Origin of the sequence: Pseudoalteromonas sp. NSLLW24, from assembly GCF_015864725.1 — a bacterium.
Lineage (GTDB): Bacteria > Pseudomonadota > Gammaproteobacteria > Enterobacterales > Alteromonadaceae > Pseudoalteromonas > Pseudoalteromonas arctica.
The window spans coordinates 194,152-210,834 of record NZ_JADYWQ010000007.1; the positions used below are offsets into that span (position 1 = coordinate 194,152).

A 16,683-nucleotide genomic window follows, 5' to 3' on the forward strand; every position below is an offset into this window, starting at 1 on the left:
CTTAGGCTCCTTTAAAGCGCTTTTATAACTTAATTTCTTGCGCTGTTAATAATCGATATTCACCACTGGCCAAGTTTTCATCTAGGGTAATTTCCGCAATCTGCTCGCGATGCAGCTCAACTACTTTGTTGTCTACCGCGTAAAGCATACGCTTAACTTGATGATACTTACCTTCACTTATTGATAAACGCAGTCCGTAATTAGCAAGTCGTTCGGCAATAGCTGGGCGGGTTAAATCTTTTTCGTTATGCAGCATGACACCTGTTCGTAATTGCTCAAGCGCTTCATCGGTAATAGGCTCTTGGGTCTCGACTAGGTAGGTTTTAAATTTATTGCTTTTAGGTGACGTAATTTTATGTGACCAATCGCCATCATTAGTAATAATAACTAACCCTGTGGTATCTATATCAAGACGACCTGCTACGTGAAAGTCGCTCATATTTGGCTCATCAAGTAAGTCAAAAACAGTTTTATGTAGCTCGTCACTGTTAGCACATACATAGCCAACAGGTTTATTTAGCATGTAATAGCGCTTACCTAAAAATACCAAAGGCGTACCTTGGTGCAGTACTTCATCTTGCTGGGCTAGCTGAAAATTATGTGATGTGATTACTTCGCTATTAACGCTTACTTCTTTTCGCTTTATACTCGCGCGGGCTTGCGTGCGCGGTATTTCAGCTAAGTGGCTAATAAATTTATCTAAGCGGCAAGGGAATTTCATTTTGGTTCACATTTTTAGTCGGCTACAATGGGCGCGATTATAGCCGATAGTGAAATACCATGACAGTGCACAGCACACAAATTTTAAGCCTTTACCAAGCAAAAATAGACACGGGTGAACTGTGTTTTGATGCTGCGCAGCAAAATGCAGTGGAAGCTTTAAATACGCTAACCGAGCAACTTCAAGCTCACACATCATGGTGGCAAAAAGCGCCCTTAATAAAAGGCGTTTATTTATATGGACCTGTAGGACGAGGTAAATCTATGTTGATGGATTTATTTTATAAAAACCTACCTACTGAGCAAAAGCAGCGACTGCATTTTCATCATTTTATAGCGCAAGTGCATGCCCAACTTTCGCAGCTACAAGGTCAAAAAAATCCACTAATCCTAATTGCAAAACAGTGGGCTAAAAATATTCGAGTACTGTGTTTTGACGAGTTTTTTGTGAGCGACATTGGCGATGCTATGGTTATGGCGAGATTGTTCAATGCATTGTTTGAACAAGGTGTTGTGCTGGTGGCCACATCGAACGCAAAGCCAGAGCAGCTTTATTACAACGGCCTGCAACGAGCGCGATTTTTACCTACTATCGATTTAATTAATAACCATTGCCATATAATTAACGTGGCGGGGGAGGACGATCACCGCTTTAGATACGGTAAAAATAGTCGTCACTATTTTATTAATTTATCAAATCACGATTTTGAAAATGAGTTTTTAGTTTCTTATGCAGAGGTAACATATAGAAATACAATTAGTGTACATGGCCGCAATTTACCTTATTTATTAAAAGCAGATCACGCCTTGATGATTGATTTTATGGCGCTATGCTCAGGCCCACGCAGTGCTAGCGATTATATGTTTTTAGCAACGCAATTTGATGTGTTATATGTATCGAACGTGCCACAAATGGGTGTTAAAGCAACGGGCAAAGTTATTGTTCACGGTATAGAAGATAGCTACCAACGCGAAAAACAAACGCTTGATGAGCACATCTTTGACGACGAAGCACGGCGCTTTATTGCATTAGTAGATGAGTTTTACGATTGCCATAAGTTACTGGTGATAAATGCCGAAATCGACATTGAACATTTATATAAAGGTAAAAAGTTGAGCTTTGAATATGCACGCACGCAATCACGCATAGTCGAAATGCAAAATTGGTAACGCTTTAATATATATTGTAAACGAGCTTGCTCACGTGAGAAGCGTGAGCTTCTTTTTAGCCTCTTTGTGAATAAATCACTTAAAAACTTATTGCACAAAGAGAAGTAAAATAGAAGTAAATGAGAAGACATAAAACAATAGTAATTATGTATTTTTACTTCTCTAAAGCGCAGCTCACTTTTAGCCTCTTCGTGAGCAAATCACTTAAAAACTTATTGCACAAAGAGAAGCGAATGAGGAGTAAATGAGAAGACATAGAACATATAAATTACGAGCTTTGCTCGTCACGCCAGCAAGCTGTGCGTCTACAAGTCAGTTTAACCACAGCGTCAAATTTTACCGGTAGGCGTTTAGCTTGCTCACGCGAAAAGCGCAGCTTTTAATATACATAACTGATTACTTTGCTACTTATTGGTTTCTCTAAAGCGAAGCGCCCTCTAAACCTCTTTGTGAATAAATCACTTAAGATCTTATTGCACAAAGAGGAGTAAATGAGAAAAAATTAAAGCATAGAAATTACGAGCTTTGCCCATCACGCCAGCAAGCTGTGTCTACAAGTCAGTTTAACCACAGCGTCAAATTTTACCGGTAGGCGTTTAGCTTGCTCACGCGAAAAGCGCAGCTTTTAATATACATAACTGATTACTTTGCTACTTATTGGTTTCTCTAAAGCGAAGCGCCCTCTAAACCTCTTTGTGAATAAATCACTTAAGATCTTATTGCACAAAGAGGAGTAAATGAGAAAAAATTAAAGCATAGAAATTACGAGCTTTGCCCATCACGCCAGCAAGCTGTGTCTACAAGAAAGTTTAACCACGGCTTAAACTTACCCCTCTTGGCGCACTATATTCTCAAGGGCGCGAATATTAGTAATTAAGTCTTGGCGTTGTGGGTTAGCTTGTAATGCTTTTCTAAGATGCTTTAGCGCGCTCGAGTAGTCTTTAGAATCAATCGCTATTTGCGATAACCCAAGCCATGCAGATAGTTGATAGTCAGGCAGAGCCTGTGCGCGTACATACATTAATCTAGCTTGGGTAAGCTGATTTTTACTGCGATAAATACTTGCTAAACTAAGTAAAGCATCACCTAAATTCGGGTTTATTTTAAGTGCGTTATTTAAGCTTTTAAGAGCACGTTTAGTATTACCTTGTTGCATAGCAATTTGTGCGCTGTATACAGAAAACTGGGCCTGTTCATCACGGGGTAGCTGCTTAGTTAATCTTTTTGCGCTGCCTATTAGATCTTTAGCTAAATCCCATTTTTGTTGAGATACAAGCCAGCCTAAAGTTTGCATGGTGGTATTAATAACCTCAACTTGTTGTTTTTTATTAGCCTGTTTTAAACCTTGCTTTAATAAATCAACAGCGCGTTCACTGCTGCCTTCACTTAAATGTAGCTGGGCTGCTAAAAGCTGGTTGCTGGTATCTTTAGGGTTGAGTTTTAAGGCCACTTCAATAGCAGCAAGCGCTTGCTTTTTTTGATCAAGTTGTAACGCTATTTGTGCACGTTGCAGCCAAAGTTCAGCTTTATCAGGGCTTTTATTAAGTAATTCTTTTAGTAATGCACTTGCCTGACTTAAATCACCCGATTCAATTAACGCAAACAATAGCCCTTGTTGATATTGGCTTGTTTCTGGCGCTAGCATCAGTGCTTGGCGGTACGCCGCTACTGCGCTCCAAGGTTGGCTATGCTGCACGTGTATATAAGCAAGTTGCGCATAACTTTGTGCATCAGCCTGACCAAGTTCAATAGTGCGTACTAAGTGTGTTTGTGCTTTGTCATACTTTGCTTGTTGCATGTATAAAAGGCTCAAACCTTGGTGTGCTTTTACTAAATCAGGTGAAGCTTTTAAACACGCTAAGTAAGCTTGTTCAGCGTTATTAAAGTCTTTTGTTGAAAGTAAAACTTGTGCACGTAATAAGTTTAAAGCAGTGCTATCTTGGCTTATATCACGGCCTTTAAATAGCGCAGCAACTTCACTGTAATTACCAGCTTGCAATAGTGGTTGTACTTGGCGAGCAAAACCGCGCTCGGTCGGCTCAATAAGGACCTCTGTAGGGCCTAGTAATTTATTATTTATAGCCAACTGCCATGTTGGATCGCTAGGCGATAAAGTTACTTTTAGTGGCGCACTTTTTAATGGCGTACTAGCAGCACTAGCATGCACGCTAGTTACACCTAATAAAGGGAATGAGCACATTAAAGTAGTGATAACTGCGCGAGTTAATGGTTTTAGCGTTTTAAATATATTCATGTTTTTCATTTTAATAGGCTTAAGGTTTAAATTCGATTGGCCAAATAAAGCGAGCGCGTACGGTTTCACCTTCTTTTTTAGGTGCACTAAAGCGGCTTTGTTTAATAATTTTGTCGATAGCTGGTTTAAGTTCAGGATATGGATTTTGTACTATCTCAATTAAACTTACCTTGCCACTTTCATCAATAAATACATCGAGTTTTACAGTAAATACATCAACACCTCGGCGGGTTAAGCTTTTTGGTAAAACGGCCTTGACGGGAGTAAGCAAAGTGGGGAGACCATCGAGTTGATTTAAGCTAAATGCATCCCAATTTACACTCATTGATTGCCATTGTGGCGCGCTTACTTTTACGCTAGGTGTATCGGGTTTTACAATACTTAAATTGCTGTTGATCTTAATTTTTACGGCTTGAATAGACGCGCCTGCACCTTCTACCGCTAAGCTTTGCATTGGCTCACTTGTTTGCTGTTGCGATATTGATGGCGGAGGAGGAGGTGGCAGTGCCACCATGGCAATCTCACGTACAACCACTTTGTCTTGCATATGGTGTTCGGCAAGTTGCCCAAGCCATAAAAGTAGTAATGCAGCACTAAGCACAATGAGGCTAAGGCCAAATGCAAAAAGTGGATGGCGATTGTTTTTTGTTTTTTGTAGCGAGTTAGCTGCGTGCATATTATTGCTTGGTCGCTAAGTTAACTTGCGCCGCGCCTGCCAGCTTTGCTTCGTCAATTACTTGAACAAGTAACTCAGTAGGTACTGTTTTATCAGCTTGAATAACCACCGGGCGTTGTTGCTGTTTTAACATTTGCTCGACACTACTACGTACACCAGCAACACCAATTTGGCTGCCATCAAAAAATACTTGTTGAGAGTCGGTTATTGCTAAAAATATAACTTGCTGCTCAAGACGACTGGCCGATACGGCTTGTGGTTTATCAACTTCAACGCCGCTTTCACGTACAAATACGGTTGTAACAATAAAAAATATTAGCAATATAAATACTACATCAAGTAGCGGCGACATATCGATATGTTGCCCCGTTTCTTGCTCTAGCTTGTGCTTTAATCGTGATTGCATAGTGTTACCCTAACTGTTTACTTAACGTATGTAATTTAGGATTACGCTGCGAATACGCTAAGTAAGCTTGCATTAACCACGCGGGAATAGCGCACACAAGGCCCAATTGAGTTGTTAGTAATGCATCACCAATGGCGTCACTCATTAATTCGTTATGGCCCAGCGCCATTACTTTAAATGTATCAAGCAAACCAACAATGGTGCCTAATAAACCAAGTAGCGGAAGAGCGGCAGTTAAAATAGAGCTAACCTCTTGCCAATAACCTTTGCGCTGCGCTTGGTATTGTTTAAGGTGCAGCAAGTCATGAAAAATTAACTGGTATACAAATAAAGCGAGTAAAAGAATACACCAGCAAATAGGGTTACTAACGATTTTCTCAAACATTGGTTTCTCCTTTTTCTAGTTGACTTAGCTGTAATGCAAAGCCTTCGAGCTGGCTGTAGTACGCTTTTGCTTTACGTGATAGCAATGCATTTAATACCAATGCAGGGATGGCAACGACTAAACCCAATTCGGTTGTTATAAGTGCTTGTGCGATACCGCCCGATACAACTTCTGGGTCACCTGAGCCAAACAAGGTCATCATTTTAAATGTTTCGATCATGCCGCTAACAGTGCCTAATAACCCGAGTAATGGGGCTACTGCTGCAGTAACAGCGATTGCACCAATAAAGTTATCGAGTTTATGCTTATCATGAATTAACTGATTAAATAATTGATCGTCTCGTACTTGGCCTTTTTCGCTTTGCAGCGTTAAGTTAAATAACTGCTGCTGCATACCTGCGAATTCACTGCTATTTTCAGCTTTAAAAAATTGCTGTAATTGCATTTGAGAGTGCATTTTAATTTTACTTAAACGTAGTAGCTGTGCCGCTTTTAATAGCGCAATGGTTAGTGCAAAGCAGGCAAATAAAATAATAGGGATAGCCCATAAACCGCCTTTTTCTAGGTGTTCAAGCGGGCTTTCTTGTTGGGCTTGGCTAGTTACTAAGTGCGTTAAACTAGGATCAAAAGTAAGTAATATTGAGCCAACACCGTTTTGCTTTAAAGTATTATCGAGTGGGTTGTCGTCACTTGTAGATTGCACTAACGCTACTTTTAATGCATTAGATTCATCATCCAAATTTAATAACCCCATAAGTTTAGGTGTTTGCGTACTAAACCATGCAACAGGGCCTACTTGAAGGGTATTAGCTTGGCTTAATTCGCCATTACTTAGCACAACCGATTGTTTTTTAAACTGTGGATAAAGTGCCTGTTCTTGATTATTAATTTGCGATATAACGCGGCTTAATAACTCGCTCTGATTATTAGTCGCGTTGTTATTGCCTGAACCATTGCCTGCATTATTACCGGTACTATTGCTGGTATTTTGGCGCACAAAACGGCTAAGTAAGTTTAATTGATATTGCTGTTGCTGTTGCCAAGTGTCTAATCGGGTTTGTAACTGATCGAGGCTTAATGTGTTTTCGTCAGCTAGGCGGCGATTAACGGCTGCTTGTTCGCGTAATTTACTGAGCGATTGCTGCTTGGTAAAAATTTGCTTTGCAAGGGTAGCTTGCTCTTTTGAAATACTATTTTGAGTTTTATTTAGAGTATGTTGCGCTGTTTTAATATCACCTAAAATACTTTGTTTAGCATCATCACTGCTCCCAGCAAAAGAAATGTTTGCACTAAAAAGTAACACTGTGGCGCTAAATACTTTAATTATGCGCATAATAGCCATTATTTAGCCCCTTGCAGGTTTTTATTTACATAACTTAATGTTGGGAGTGTTACCCAATCAGCAGCGCGCTTTTTTTGCTGTACCGCAATACCCAGTGCAACTTGCTCAGCATTAATGCTTGGGTCAAATTCCCACTGCCAACCTAAATCACTTGGAAAACCAATACCTACGTAACTTAAATCTTCGCTTACAAACCATGCTTGAGCTGCACCTAAGTAAAGCTGCTTTACCCATACTTCTTGCCCGTCAGGATGCTTAATAGCCATTTCGTGAATTGAAATACGTTGTTGAAAATCATTAAGTAGAGTCAGCATTTTTAGCGCTGTTTGTAATTTGTCAGTTGTACTGAGCTGTGAGTCGCTTAAATCACCAGTGTTTTTCCAACTACTTAAAAGTGGCGGGGGGAGTTGCACTTGTAATGAAAGTAATTGCTGAGAAATACGTGCTAGTTGATCATTTAATTGCTGTTGATCATTTTCAAGTTCTGATTGCTTAGTAACAAGTTGTTCGCGTTTTTGGGCAAGCTCACTGGTGCTTTTTTTTCTACGCTGATTAAGCTCGCTAAGTTGCTGCTGCTCAGCATTTAGAAGCGTTAAGGTTTGCTCCATGCTGCTTTTTCGTTCAAGCCAATGAGTATTTAATTCTGTGTTTTGATTTTCTATTTGTAGCCATTTATTAACGAGTTGTTCTAGCTCACTAACAGTGTCGGCCTTTACTGCCATGGTGCTACAAAGCGCGATAACTACGCTAATTGGTTTAATTAAGCTTCGCATTACTTAACAACAATCCTGAAAGTTACGACAAGCAATTACAGGGACGTAATTACTGTTAATTTTTGAGTGTGTATACAATATAGGAATTTACATAACAATGCAATTGATAATAGTTATCGTTTACATTGCGTTGTTTGAGTGGTAGGATTTCGCCGAAATTAAATATGTACCTTAAATTAACAATAGTTAAGTGCTTAATAAAAACTACGGAGTAACCATGAGTAAGCCATCGAATAAAGGGAATGCCTACATAAAGCCAATTGCAGCGGTTGTTACGGCAACGCTTTCAACTTGGGCAAGTGCACAGGATGTTCAAGAACTATCGGTAACTAAAGCAGAAACTAAAACTGAGTCTAGCTATGTTGTTGAAAAATCAACGTCGCATAAATACACTCAACCGCTACTCGATACAGCTAAAACTGTAACGGTAATTAACCAAGCGGTAATGAAAGATAGAAACGTAGATAGCTTACGTGATGCTTTACGCAATGTGTCTGGTATTTCTTTAGCAGCAGGTGAGGGTGGTTCACCTACTGGCGACAGCATGTCGATTCGTGGTTTTAGTGCTACAAATGATATTTTTGTAGATGGTATTCGTGATGTTGCAGGTTACACACGTGATATTTACAACATTGAAGCCGTTGAAGTTGCAAAAGGCCCAGGCTCAGCAGTTTCTGGTCGTGGCGCAACAGGTGGTAGTGTTAATTTAGAAAGTAAAAAGGCGAAGTTAGACAGCTTTAACGACGTTTCGCTACGTTTAGGCACAGAAAACGATTACCGTGGTCGTTTTGATACTAACATTCAGGTAAACGACACAAGCGCACTACGTATAAACCTTCTTACTGATAAAGGTGATGTTGCAGGTCGTGACCATATTGAAAACGAAACAAATGCTGTTGCGCTTGCATTTGCAACAGGACTTGGTACAAACAGCCGTTTTGATTTAAACCTAGAGTATCAACGCCAAGACAATTTACCAGATTACGGTATTCCTTGGGTTTACAGTGATACACCAGTAGCTGAACTTGCAGATAGCGCGCGCTCTCCTTCTCCTGTCGATTTTGATAACTTTTACGGTAATATTTATCGTGATTACGAAGATATTGAAGCCTACTCAACAACAGCTCGTTATGAGTATGATTTTTCTCAAAATACTACGTTACGTGTTCAAGGTCGTTTAGGTAAAGTTAAACGTGAATCAGTAACAACTGCACCGCGTTATTTCTCGGTTACAACAGATACTGACATTACCTTTGCAGATGAAAAAACACGTGATACAGAAAATTCACTTGCTGCACTTCAAGTTGATTTAATTGGTAACTATGAATTTGCTGGCTTTACTCACGACGTAGTAGTGGGTGTTGAACTTGCAAACGAAACGTTTACACGCCATAACTTTGTTGCAACTACGCCTGATAACCTAATTGAAGATGGAATACGCAACGACTTATACAATCCTGATGCAACAATTGCATTTACGGGTGTGTACGGCCGTGACGGTACAAGCATTGAAGCTAAAGCTAAAAACCAAGCTATTTATGCATTTGATACAGTGACACTTAACAAGCAATGGGAAGTTACAGGCGGAATTCGCTTTGATAGCTTCACTACGGATTATCACAACGATTACAATGATCCAAGCGCTTTAATTTCTACAAGTGACGACTTATTTAGCTGGAATGCAGCTGTAGTTTATAAACCTACAGAAAACGGCAGTGTATATTTAGGCGCAGGTAATTCATTCAATCCATCAGCGGAAAGCCTAACGGTATCTACGCGTTCAAATGCAGCTGATTTAGACGCAGAAGAAAGCCGTAGTTATGAATTAGGAACTAAATGGAGCCTAATGGATGGTCGCCTGCAAACTAATGCTGCACTTTTCCGTACTGAAAAAACCAATGCCCGTACTGATGACCCATTTGCAGATAGCTCAAGTGACGAAATACTCGGTGGTGAGCAGCGCGTTCAAGGTTTAGAGCTTTCAGCAACGGGCCTAATTACTAAAGAGTGGACTGTAATTGCTTCATACACTTACCAAGATAGCGAAGTAACTGAAGCATTAGGCGACGACGCAACTCAAATTGGTAACGAGCTTGCACGTACGCCTAAAAATAGCGCGAGTGTTTGGACTACGTACGATATGTCGGATAAATTATCGTTTGGTTTAGGTGCGCAATATGTAGGTGAGCGTTACAACGGGACTACGTCAACACGTTCTCGTGCGCCAGGTTATACTATTTTTGACCTGATGGTTGCGTATGACATATCAAAAGATTTGAGCCTGCAGTTTAATGGTGAAAACTTAGGTGATAAAGATTACGTTGATCAGTTAGGTGGTGGACACTTTGTACCAGGTGATGGTCGTAAGTTTAGCTTAACAGCGAGCTACTCTTTCTAAGAGTAAAATAAGTACGGCATAAAAGGGCAGAGTTAACTCTGCCCTTAATTATTTGATGGAAATGTGAGAGGGCGCACATGCTAGTTAAAATTCCAGAGCTACTAACTAAAGAAGAAGTGGCTTATTGTCATGAGGTTTTGCTTAAAGCCCAGTGGGCCGATGGCAGTATTACCGCAGGGCATCAATCAACCAAAGCAAAAAATAACTTACAGCTACCTGAAAATAGCCCTGAATGCCAAGAGCTTGGCGACATTATTATGGCGGCACTTGCGCGTAGTAATTTGTTTATGTCGGCAGCGCTCCCCGCAAAAATTTTTCCTCCGCTTTTTAACTGTTATCAAGGTGGGCAATCGTTTGGTGTGCATGTAGATAATGCGATTAGACAAGTGCCGGGTACGCCAGTAAAAATTCGTACAGATGTATCAATGACGTTATTTATTAATGACCCCGAAGACTATGAGGGCGGTGAACTTGTTATTGAAGACACTTATGGCTCACATAGCGTAAAGCTGCCAGCAGGCAGTATGGTGTTGTACCCTTCAACGAGTTTACATCATGTAATGCCCGTAACGAGTGGGCGTAGATTAGCCTCATTCTTTTGGCTACAGAGCATTATTAACAGCGACGAAAAACGTGGTTTGTTATTTGATTTAGATATGTCGATTCAAAGTTTGCGCAGCAAAGTAGAAGATAGCCCAGAGATTATTCAATTAACAGGGGTTTATCATAACTTGCTAAGACAGTGGGCGCAGACATAACGAAGATGCTCGTTATTGAATATTAGATATAAGTAATGAAAAGCTGCGCTTTTCGCGTGAGCAAGCTTCACGCCTACAGGCAAAACTTAACGCGGTGGTTAAATTACGTGTAGACGCACAGCTTGCTGGCGAGACGCGCGAAGCTCGTAATTTCTATGCTTTGGTCTTTTCTCATTTACTCCTCTTTTACTTCTCTTTGTGCAATAAGGTTTTAAGTGATTTATTCACAAAGAGGCTAAGAGGTCGCTGCGCTTTAGAGAAGCCAAAAGTAGGTAACAAGCAGTTTTAAATGTTAAAAGCTGCGCTTTTCGCGTGAGCAAGCTAAACGCCTACAGCCAAAACTTAACGCTGTGGTTAAATTACTTGTAGACGCGCAGCTTGCTGGCGTGACGAGCGAAGCTCGTAATTTCTATGTTTTCTGACTTGCCCTTTTTACTTAACCCTTATAACCGTTAGGGTTATTTGACTGCCAACGCCATGTATCTTGCATCATTTCATCAATACCGCGCACTGCTTCCCAGCCAAGTTCATTAAGTGCTTTTTCTGGCGCTGCATAACACGCTGCAATATCACCAGGGCGGCGAGGTGAAACCTGATAGGGTACAGCCTGATCGCTTGCTTTAATAAATGCATTAACCATTTGTAGTACAGAGTAACCGTTACCAGTACCTAGGTTATAAACTAATGCACCCGTGCTGCTGGCAATTTTATCAAGCGCTTTTAAATGACCAATAGCTAAATCTACAACGTGTATATAGTCGCGTACACCTGTGCCATCAATTGTGTCGTAGTCATCACCAAATACAGCGAGCTGCTTTAATTTACCTACCGCTACTTGTGCGATAAACGGTAAAAGGTTATTTGGAATACCATTAGGATCTTCACCAATTAAGCCCGACTCATGTGCACCCACTGGGTTAAAGTAACGCAAAATAGCAAACGCAAAGCGCTCATCTGATTTGGCGATATCTTGTAGCATCATCTCAACCATCAGCTTAGATGTGCCGTACGGGTTAGTAGTACCGCCTACAGGGAAGTCTTCTTTAATCGGTAAGCTTGCAGGGTCGCCGTATACCGTGGCTGACGAGCTAAATACTAATTTAAATACACCAGCATCGCGCATTGCATCAACAAGCGTAAGCGTACCTTGTACATTGTTTTGATAGTACTCAATGGGCTTTGCAACCGACTCGCCCACTGATTTTAAGCCCGCAAAATGTATAACACTATCAACCGTGTGTTTTGCAAATACTGAATCTAAAAAGAATTTATCGAGAATATCGCCTTGGTAAAAAGTGGCCTCTTTGCCTGTAATATTCTTTACGCGCGCAAGTGATTCTTGTGATGAGTTACTTAAATTATCAATAACAACAACATCGTTACCTTGCTGTAAAAGTTCTAAAACAGTGTGCGAGCCAATATAGCCAGCGCCACCGGTTACTAAAATAGTCATGAAAGCTCCGTGGGTACCTTTTATCAATTGAGTTAATTTCACCATAAATAGAGGTGATTTACATGCTTTATCTGTAATTTCTATAGTTTAAATAACATCTTTTTTTAATAACGGTAAATTAAGTACTTTTGATTACATTTCACTCAGTACAAGTAACACTTTATACGTAAGATTAAGTTATAGTTAATAAACAAGTGCTAAAATGAGTCTAGTAATAGCTAATGCTAGGTTTACTCCAATCTACACTTTTGTGATTGGTCTACCTCTTTGGAGAAAGATATGAATTTAGTTAAAAAAATAGCAACAACAATGTGTATCGCATTACCTGCGCTTGCCCATGCTGGTGAGTCTGTTGTTAAATGGCATGACTTTAATGATTATCGTGATGTGCGAGCGTCAAACCAAACAAAGAGCTCATATCATAAAAGTGTGGCAGCAAGTTTCGAAAAGCATATGGCTAAACTAGCCGAGCAATTGCCAAAAGACTATAAATTAAAGGTAGAGTTTACAGATTTAGATTTAGCAGGTGATGTGCGTTATGGCGGTATGGACGAAATTCGTGTAGTAAAACCAATTTATTTTCCACGCATTAAGTTAAATTATTCGTTAACCGATAACGACGGTACAGTGCTAAGTAAAGATACTGATGTGGAGCTTAAAGATATGGGCTTTATGGATAAAATTAAAATGGGCCGCGACGAATCATTTTATTACGAAAAACGCTTATTAACAGAGTGGTTTGGTGAACAAATATTACCAAGTTTAGATTAACTGAAAATAAAAATGCCGCTAAATAGCGGCATTTTTATTTTTAAGCTTTACTTAAAAGTAGCTAACAACGTGAGTATTTGTTGTAACTTAATAACGGTTGTTTTCAGTTTTTCTTCTTCAAAACCATCGTTAGATAAGCTTTCAACATCAGCGGCTACGTCAAGTACGTAAGGCTTAAAACGTTTAGCTTCAAAGCTAAAGCCAGAATCGGCAGTAAATAAGGCTTTAAACTTACCGTGACCTTGCTGTTGAAGCTCGTCGAGTTTTTTGTCAGCATCAAGTGCCTGACGGTAAACAATTTTTAAGTTGGCATTGAGTTGTTCAATAATAGAATCCATGGTTTTCCTAAAGCTTTGCACTGCATTGCCGACATAATACTTGGATTACATTTAAAAGTCAGGTTTGTTATATGAATATATCAGGCACAAGTTTACCCGCTGTTTCTGGCTCAGGCCAAGGCAGTGAGCTTTACAGCGCTGCTTTATCTAAAAAGCAGCAATTAGCAGATGGCGCGGCGGCTCTTGCACTTATTGAAGGTGCTGCACAATCGTCAAGTGCGCAAACACCGGCTAAATCGGTAACTGCATCATTGGGTAACAACGTAAATATATACGTTTAAATTAGCTTAAGATCGATAGGTGTTTTGCTTTTTTGACCACCGATTTCTCTTACTAATTTAGGCACTAAAAATCCAGGCAGAGCTTTTAATAGCTCTGCCATTATTTCAATTGCTTGCGCTTCATTAATATCAAAGTGGCTCGCCCCTTCAACTTTATCTAGCAAATACAAATAATACGGCAATACGTCTGCGTCAAATAACGCTTCGCTTAAATTTATTTGCGCATCAACCGTATCGTTCACATCTTTTAAAATTACAGCTTGGTTTAGAAGCGTTACGTTTGCTTGTTTAAGCTTTTGCATAGCAGCTTTAAAATCAGCGTCTATTTCGTTGGCGTGGTTTATGTGATTAATAAAAATAATTTTTAATGGCGATTTTGCTAATCGTTCACATAACTCATCGGTAACTCGCGCCGGTATAACTACTGGCAAACGGCTATGAATTCGCATTCGTTTTATTTGTGGTAATTGCTCAAGCTCATCCAAAAACCAGCTTATTGCATCGTCTTTGGCCATCAGTGGATCGCCACCACTTAAAATCACTTCGTTTATATTGCTATCTGATTTTATATAGCTCAGTGTTTCAAGCAGACTTTTTTTATTGAGTTGGTTTTCTTGATACGGGAAATGCCTTCTAAAGCAATAACGGCAATTTACAGCACAGCCGGTTTTAAACATCACCAAAACACGCGATTTGTACTTATGTAAAAGGCCTGGTTGGTCGTTATCTTGCTCAAGTAGGGGATCTTTATTAAAACCCGATTTAGTCAAAAATTCTTGATGGCGTGGCATAACTTGTAGCAATAGAGGATCGTTTGGATCGCCTTGGCGTATTTTTTTTATAAAAGGGATAGGCACGCGTACCGGAAATAAACTACGGGCTTTTAGGTCGTTTTCATGGACTTGGCTCGATAAACCGACCATTTCAAGCAAGGTTTTTGGGCAGGTAACTACATTTGCTAATTCTTTTTGCCAGTTTTTATGCAAATTTGCTTCATTTCTTTGTATCATTGGCATGTAGATTACTCGAAAAAATATAAATAGAGGAAACGATGGCGAATTATAGCACCAACGAGTTCAAGGGCGGCCTAAAAATTATGATGGACGGCGAGCCTTGCAGTATCTTAGAAAATGAAATGGTAAAACCTGGTAAAGGCCAGGCGTTTAACCGTGTTCGTATCCGTAAACTTATCTCTGGTAAGGTGCTTGAAAAAACCTTTAAATCGGGTGAATCAGTTGAAGGTGCTGATGTAATGGATACAGATTTAGCGTATCTATACACAGACGGCGAATTTTGGCATTTCATGAACAACGAAACATTTGAGCAAATTGCTGCTGACGAAAAAGCACTAGGCGATTCAGTAAAATGGTTAGTTGAAAATGATTTATGCACAATTACATTATGGAACGGCAGCCCTATTGCTGTTACACCACCTAACTTTGTTGAGCTTGAGATCACTGAAACAGATCCTGGCCTTAAAGGCGATACAGCGGGTACTGGTGGTAAACCAGCAACGCTTAGCACAGGCGCTGTGGTACGAGTTCCATTATTCGTACAAATTGGCGAAGTAATTAAAGTAGACACTCGTAATGGTGAATACGTAAGCCGTGTTAAGTAAGCTTTAACATTGTTTATAAAATCCCAGCTTACGCTGGGATTTTTTTTGGAGAAAATATGTCAGCAGATCTTTGGGCCCCAAGCGCAAGCATTGAAACACTAAAACAACGCGCAGCGATATTACGTAGCATCCGTGAATTTTTTTATGCACGTGATGTTTTAGAAGTAGAAACGCCAAGCTTAAGTGCTGCCAGTGTAACCGATGTGCACTTAGCTAGTTTTAATACCAAATTTGTAGGTCCAGGGCATGCTGGTGGGCTTCTTCTGTTTTTACAAACATCTCCAGAGTTTGCTATGAAACGCTTGTTAGCAGCAGGCTCAGGCGCTATTTTTCAGCTTTGTAAAGCATTTAGAAATGAAGAAGCGGGTAGCCATCATAATCCCGAATTTACTATGCTGGAATGGTATCGCCCAGGCTTTGATGAATTTGCACTTATGGATGAAATGGATGAGCTAATGCAGCTTGTTTTAGGTGTCGCGCCTGCAACTAGACTTACCTATCAGCAAGCGTTTGAAAAAGCACTCGGCCTCGATCCGTTAACAGCAAGCATAGAGCAATTAAAGCAACTAGCGTGTGAGCAAGGATTTGCTGATATAGCCAAAAATGAAACGCATAAAGATACTTTACTGCAATTATTATTTTGTATGAAAGTAGAGCCAACAATAGGACAAGATAAGCCATGCTTTGTGTATCATTTTCCAGCTTCTCAAGCAGCACTTGCACAAATTTGTGAACATGATGCACGCGTAGCAGGGCGCTTTGAGCTTTATTACAAAAATATGGAATTGGCTAACGGCTTTAACGAACTCACAAATGCCAGCGAGCAAGCTAAACGTTTTAATGAAGATAACGCATATCGCGCTAACAACGGTTTAAAGCAAGTGCCAATGGATACGCGTTTAATTAAAGCGCTGGAGCATGGATTACCACAGTGCGCAGGGGTGGCTTTGGGGATTGATAGGTTGGTAATGCTCGCAACAAATAAAGAAAAAATTAAAGACGTAATAGCGTTTGATGTGCAAAGAGCGTAATGCTTAGCTTGTAGGCGTAGGTGGAATATTTGTAGGTGCGAATTTATTTCGCGCTCATGTAATTTAACTTTATAAAAAAGCGAGGTATAAAACCTCACCTACAAATAAAGTGTAAACGCGAACCGTAGGTGCGAATTTATTTCGCGCTCATGTAATTTAACTTTATAAAAAGCGAGGTATAAAACCTCACCTACAATAAACATCAAACCCAACAACATACGCTAAACCTGTAGGTGCGAATTTATTTCGCGCTCATGTAATTTAACTTTATAAAAAGCGAGGTATAAAACCTCACCTACAATAAACTCA

At 40.0% G+C, this 16,683-nt stretch carries 17 protein-coding genes; 7 read left to right on the top strand and 10 right to left on the bottom strand.

All coding sequences use genetic code 11. The features are described 5' to 3' along the window. Positions 1 to 22: 22 nt before the first annotated feature. Entirely contained in the window at positions 23 to 721 is a 699-nt protein-coding gene (rsuA, locus tag I6E72_RS09695) for a 16S rRNA pseudouridine(516) synthase RsuA (RefSeq protein ID WP_197112121.1), read from the bottom strand. 59 nt (positions 722 to 780) lie between these two features. On the opposite strand from rsuA, the gene zapE reads away from it, so the two are divergent. Then, positions 781 to 1,890: a cell division protein ZapE gene (gene zapE, locus I6E72_RS09700; protein WP_197112123.1), complete on the top strand. Its 1,110-nt coding sequence runs from the start codon at positions 781 to 783 to the stop codon at positions 1,888 to 1,890. 826 nt (positions 1,891 to 2,716) lie between these two features. Here zapE and I6E72_RS09705 read toward each other — a convergent pair. From I6E72_RS09705 to I6E72_RS09730, 6 genes are read right to left on the bottom strand one after another with little or no spacing between them, the layout of a single operon-like run. Beyond that, entirely contained in the window at positions 2,717 to 4,144 is a 1,428-nt protein-coding gene (locus I6E72_RS09705; RefSeq protein ID WP_197112125.1) for a tetratricopeptide repeat protein, read from the bottom strand. Positions 4,145 to 4,163: 19 nt separating this feature from the next. Then, positions 4,164 to 4,820: an energy transducer TonB gene (locus I6E72_RS09710; RefSeq protein ID WP_197112127.1), complete on the bottom strand. Its 657-nt coding sequence runs from the start codon at positions 4,818 to 4,820 to the stop codon at positions 4,164 to 4,166. A gap of 1 nt (position 4,821) precedes the next feature. Then, a complete protein-coding gene (locus I6E72_RS09715) occupies positions 4,822 to 5,226 on the bottom strand; it encodes an ExbD/TolR family protein (RefSeq protein ID WP_197112128.1) in 405 nt (134 codons plus the stop codon). Positions 5,227 to 5,230: 4 nt separating this feature from the next. Then, the gene (locus tag I6E72_RS09720) at positions 5,231 to 5,611 is read right to left on the bottom strand and encodes a MotA/TolQ/ExbB proton channel family protein (RefSeq protein ID WP_002960812.1); all 381 of its coding nucleotides are present in this window, start codon (positions 5,609 to 5,611) and stop codon (positions 5,231 to 5,233) included. Beyond that, positions 5,604 to 6,953, bottom strand: a complete 1,350-nt coding sequence (locus tag I6E72_RS09725) for a MotA/TolQ/ExbB proton channel family protein (RefSeq protein ID WP_197112129.1) — start codon at positions 6,951 to 6,953, stop codon at positions 5,604 to 5,606. The genes I6E72_RS09720 and I6E72_RS09725 overlap by 8 nt, the downstream gene beginning before the upstream one ends. Beyond that, positions 6,953 to 7,726, bottom strand: a complete 774-nt coding sequence (locus I6E72_RS09730) for a DUF3450 family protein (protein ID WP_197112130.1) — start codon at positions 7,724 to 7,726, stop codon at positions 6,953 to 6,955. Before I6E72_RS09730 ends, I6E72_RS09725 begins: the two co-directional genes overlap by 1 nt. A 217-nt stretch (positions 7,727 to 7,943) precedes the next feature. Between I6E72_RS09730 and I6E72_RS09735 the strand changes: the two genes are divergently transcribed. Both I6E72_RS09735 and I6E72_RS09740 read left to right on the top strand, forming a co-directional pair. Beyond that, positions 7,944 to 10,124: a TonB-dependent receptor gene (locus tag I6E72_RS09735; protein WP_197112131.1), complete on the top strand. Its 2,181-nt coding sequence runs from the start codon at positions 7,944 to 7,946 to the stop codon at positions 10,122 to 10,124. A gap of 77 nt (positions 10,125 to 10,201) precedes the next feature. Next, on the top strand, positions 10,202 to 10,882 hold the full coding sequence (locus I6E72_RS09740) for a Fe2+-dependent dioxygenase (protein WP_197112133.1): 681 nt from the start codon (positions 10,202 to 10,204) through the stop codon (positions 10,880 to 10,882). Between the two features lie 436 nt (positions 10,883 to 11,318). Here I6E72_RS09740 and galE read toward each other — a convergent pair whose 3' ends face one another. Further along, complete coding sequence (gene galE, locus I6E72_RS09745; RefSeq protein ID WP_165724766.1) at positions 11,319 to 12,335, bottom strand: UDP-glucose 4-epimerase GalE; 1,017 nt, start codon at positions 12,333 to 12,335, stop codon at positions 11,319 to 11,321. 279 nt (positions 12,336 to 12,614) lie between these two features. Between galE and I6E72_RS09750 the strand changes: the two genes are divergently transcribed. Beyond that, complete coding sequence (locus I6E72_RS09750; protein WP_197112135.1) at positions 12,615 to 13,106, top strand: DUF3016 domain-containing protein; 492 nt, start codon at positions 12,615 to 12,617, stop codon at positions 13,104 to 13,106. Between the two features lie 47 nt (positions 13,107 to 13,153). On the opposite strand, the gene I6E72_RS09755 is transcribed toward I6E72_RS09750, so the two are convergent. After that, positions 13,154 to 13,444, bottom strand: a complete 291-nt coding sequence (locus tag I6E72_RS09755) for a hypothetical protein (protein ID WP_007585044.1) — start codon at positions 13,442 to 13,444, stop codon at positions 13,154 to 13,156. A 71-nt stretch (positions 13,445 to 13,515) separates the two neighbouring features. On the opposite strand from I6E72_RS09755, the gene I6E72_RS09760 reads away from it, so the two are divergent. Next, the gene (locus I6E72_RS09760) at positions 13,516 to 13,725 is read left to right on the top strand and encodes a hypothetical protein (protein ID WP_002960797.1); all 210 of its coding nucleotides are present in this window, start codon (positions 13,516 to 13,518) and stop codon (positions 13,723 to 13,725) included. On the opposite strand, the gene epmB is transcribed toward I6E72_RS09760, so the two are convergent. After that, a complete protein-coding gene (gene epmB / locus I6E72_RS09765) occupies positions 13,722 to 14,735 on the bottom strand; it encodes an EF-P beta-lysylation protein EpmB (protein ID WP_197112169.1) in 1,014 nt (337 codons plus the stop codon). The genes I6E72_RS09760 and epmB overlap by 4 nt on opposite strands. A gap of 41 nt (positions 14,736 to 14,776) precedes the next feature. Between epmB and efp the strand changes: the two genes are divergently transcribed. Together efp and epmA are read left to right on the top strand one after the other, a co-directional pair. Next, entirely contained in the window at positions 14,777 to 15,343 is a 567-nt protein-coding gene (gene efp, locus I6E72_RS09770) for an elongation factor P (protein ID WP_010555265.1), read from the top strand. Between the two features lie 56 nt (positions 15,344 to 15,399). Then, positions 15,400 to 16,374: an elongation factor P--(R)-beta-lysine ligase gene (epmA, locus tag I6E72_RS09775; RefSeq protein ID WP_197112137.1), complete on the top strand. Its 975-nt coding sequence runs from the start codon at positions 15,400 to 15,402 to the stop codon at positions 16,372 to 16,374. Positions 16,375 to 16,683: the final 309 nt, after the last annotated feature.

Bases quoted from the DNA above. Each gene is read 5' to 3' on its own strand.
- I6E72_RS09740 (WP_197112133.1), top strand. From the start codon at position 10,202: ATGCTAGTTAAAATTCCAGAGCTACTAACTAAAGAAGAAGTGGCTTAT.
- epmB (WP_197112169.1), bottom strand. From the start codon at position 14,735: ATGATACAAAGAAATGAAGCAAATTTGCATAAAAACTGGCAAAAAGAA.
- I6E72_RS09715 (WP_197112128.1), bottom strand. From the start codon at position 5,226: ATGCAATCACGATTAAAGCACAAGCTAGAGCAAGAAACGGGGCAACAT.
- galE (WP_165724766.1), bottom strand. From the start codon at position 12,335: ATGACTATTTTAGTAACCGGTGGCGCTGGCTATATTGGCTCGCACACT.
- I6E72_RS09750 (WP_197112135.1), top strand. From the start codon at position 12,615: ATGAATTTAGTTAAAAAAATAGCAACAACAATGTGTATCGCATTACCT.
- epmA (WP_197112137.1), top strand. From the start codon at position 15,400: ATGTCAGCAGATCTTTGGGCCCCAAGCGCAAGCATTGAAACACTAAAA.
- I6E72_RS09730 (WP_197112130.1), bottom strand. From the start codon at position 7,726: ATGCGAAGCTTAATTAAACCAATTAGCGTAGTTATCGCGCTTTGTAGC.
- I6E72_RS09710 (WP_197112127.1), bottom strand. From the start codon at position 4,820: ATGCACGCAGCTAACTCGCTACAAAAAACAAAAAACAATCGCCATCCA.
- zapE (WP_197112123.1), top strand. From the start codon at position 781: ATGACAGTGCACAGCACACAAATTTTAAGCCTTTACCAAGCAAAAATA.
- I6E72_RS09705 (WP_197112125.1), bottom strand. From the start codon at position 4,144: ATGAATATATTTAAAACGCTAAAACCATTAACTCGCGCAGTTATCACT.
- efp (WP_010555265.1), top strand. From the start codon at position 14,777: ATGGCGAATTATAGCACCAACGAGTTCAAGGGCGGCCTAAAAATTATG.
- I6E72_RS09725 (WP_197112129.1), bottom strand. From the start codon at position 6,953: ATGGCTATTATGCGCATAATTAAAGTATTTAGCGCCACAGTGTTACTT.
- rsuA (WP_197112121.1), bottom strand. From the start codon at position 721: ATGAAATTCCCTTGCCGCTTAGATAAATTTATTAGCCACTTAGCTGAA.
- I6E72_RS09720 (WP_002960812.1), bottom strand. From the start codon at position 5,611: ATGTTTGAGAAAATCGTTAGTAACCCTATTTGCTGGTGTATTCTTTTA.
- I6E72_RS09755 (WP_007585044.1), bottom strand. From the start codon at position 13,444: ATGGATTCTATTATTGAACAACTCAATGCCAACTTAAAAATTGTTTAC.
- I6E72_RS09760 (WP_002960797.1), top strand. From the start codon at position 13,516: ATGAATATATCAGGCACAAGTTTACCCGCTGTTTCTGGCTCAGGCCAA.
- I6E72_RS09735 (WP_197112131.1), top strand. From the start codon at position 7,944: ATGAGTAAGCCATCGAATAAAGGGAATGCCTACATAAAGCCAATTGCA.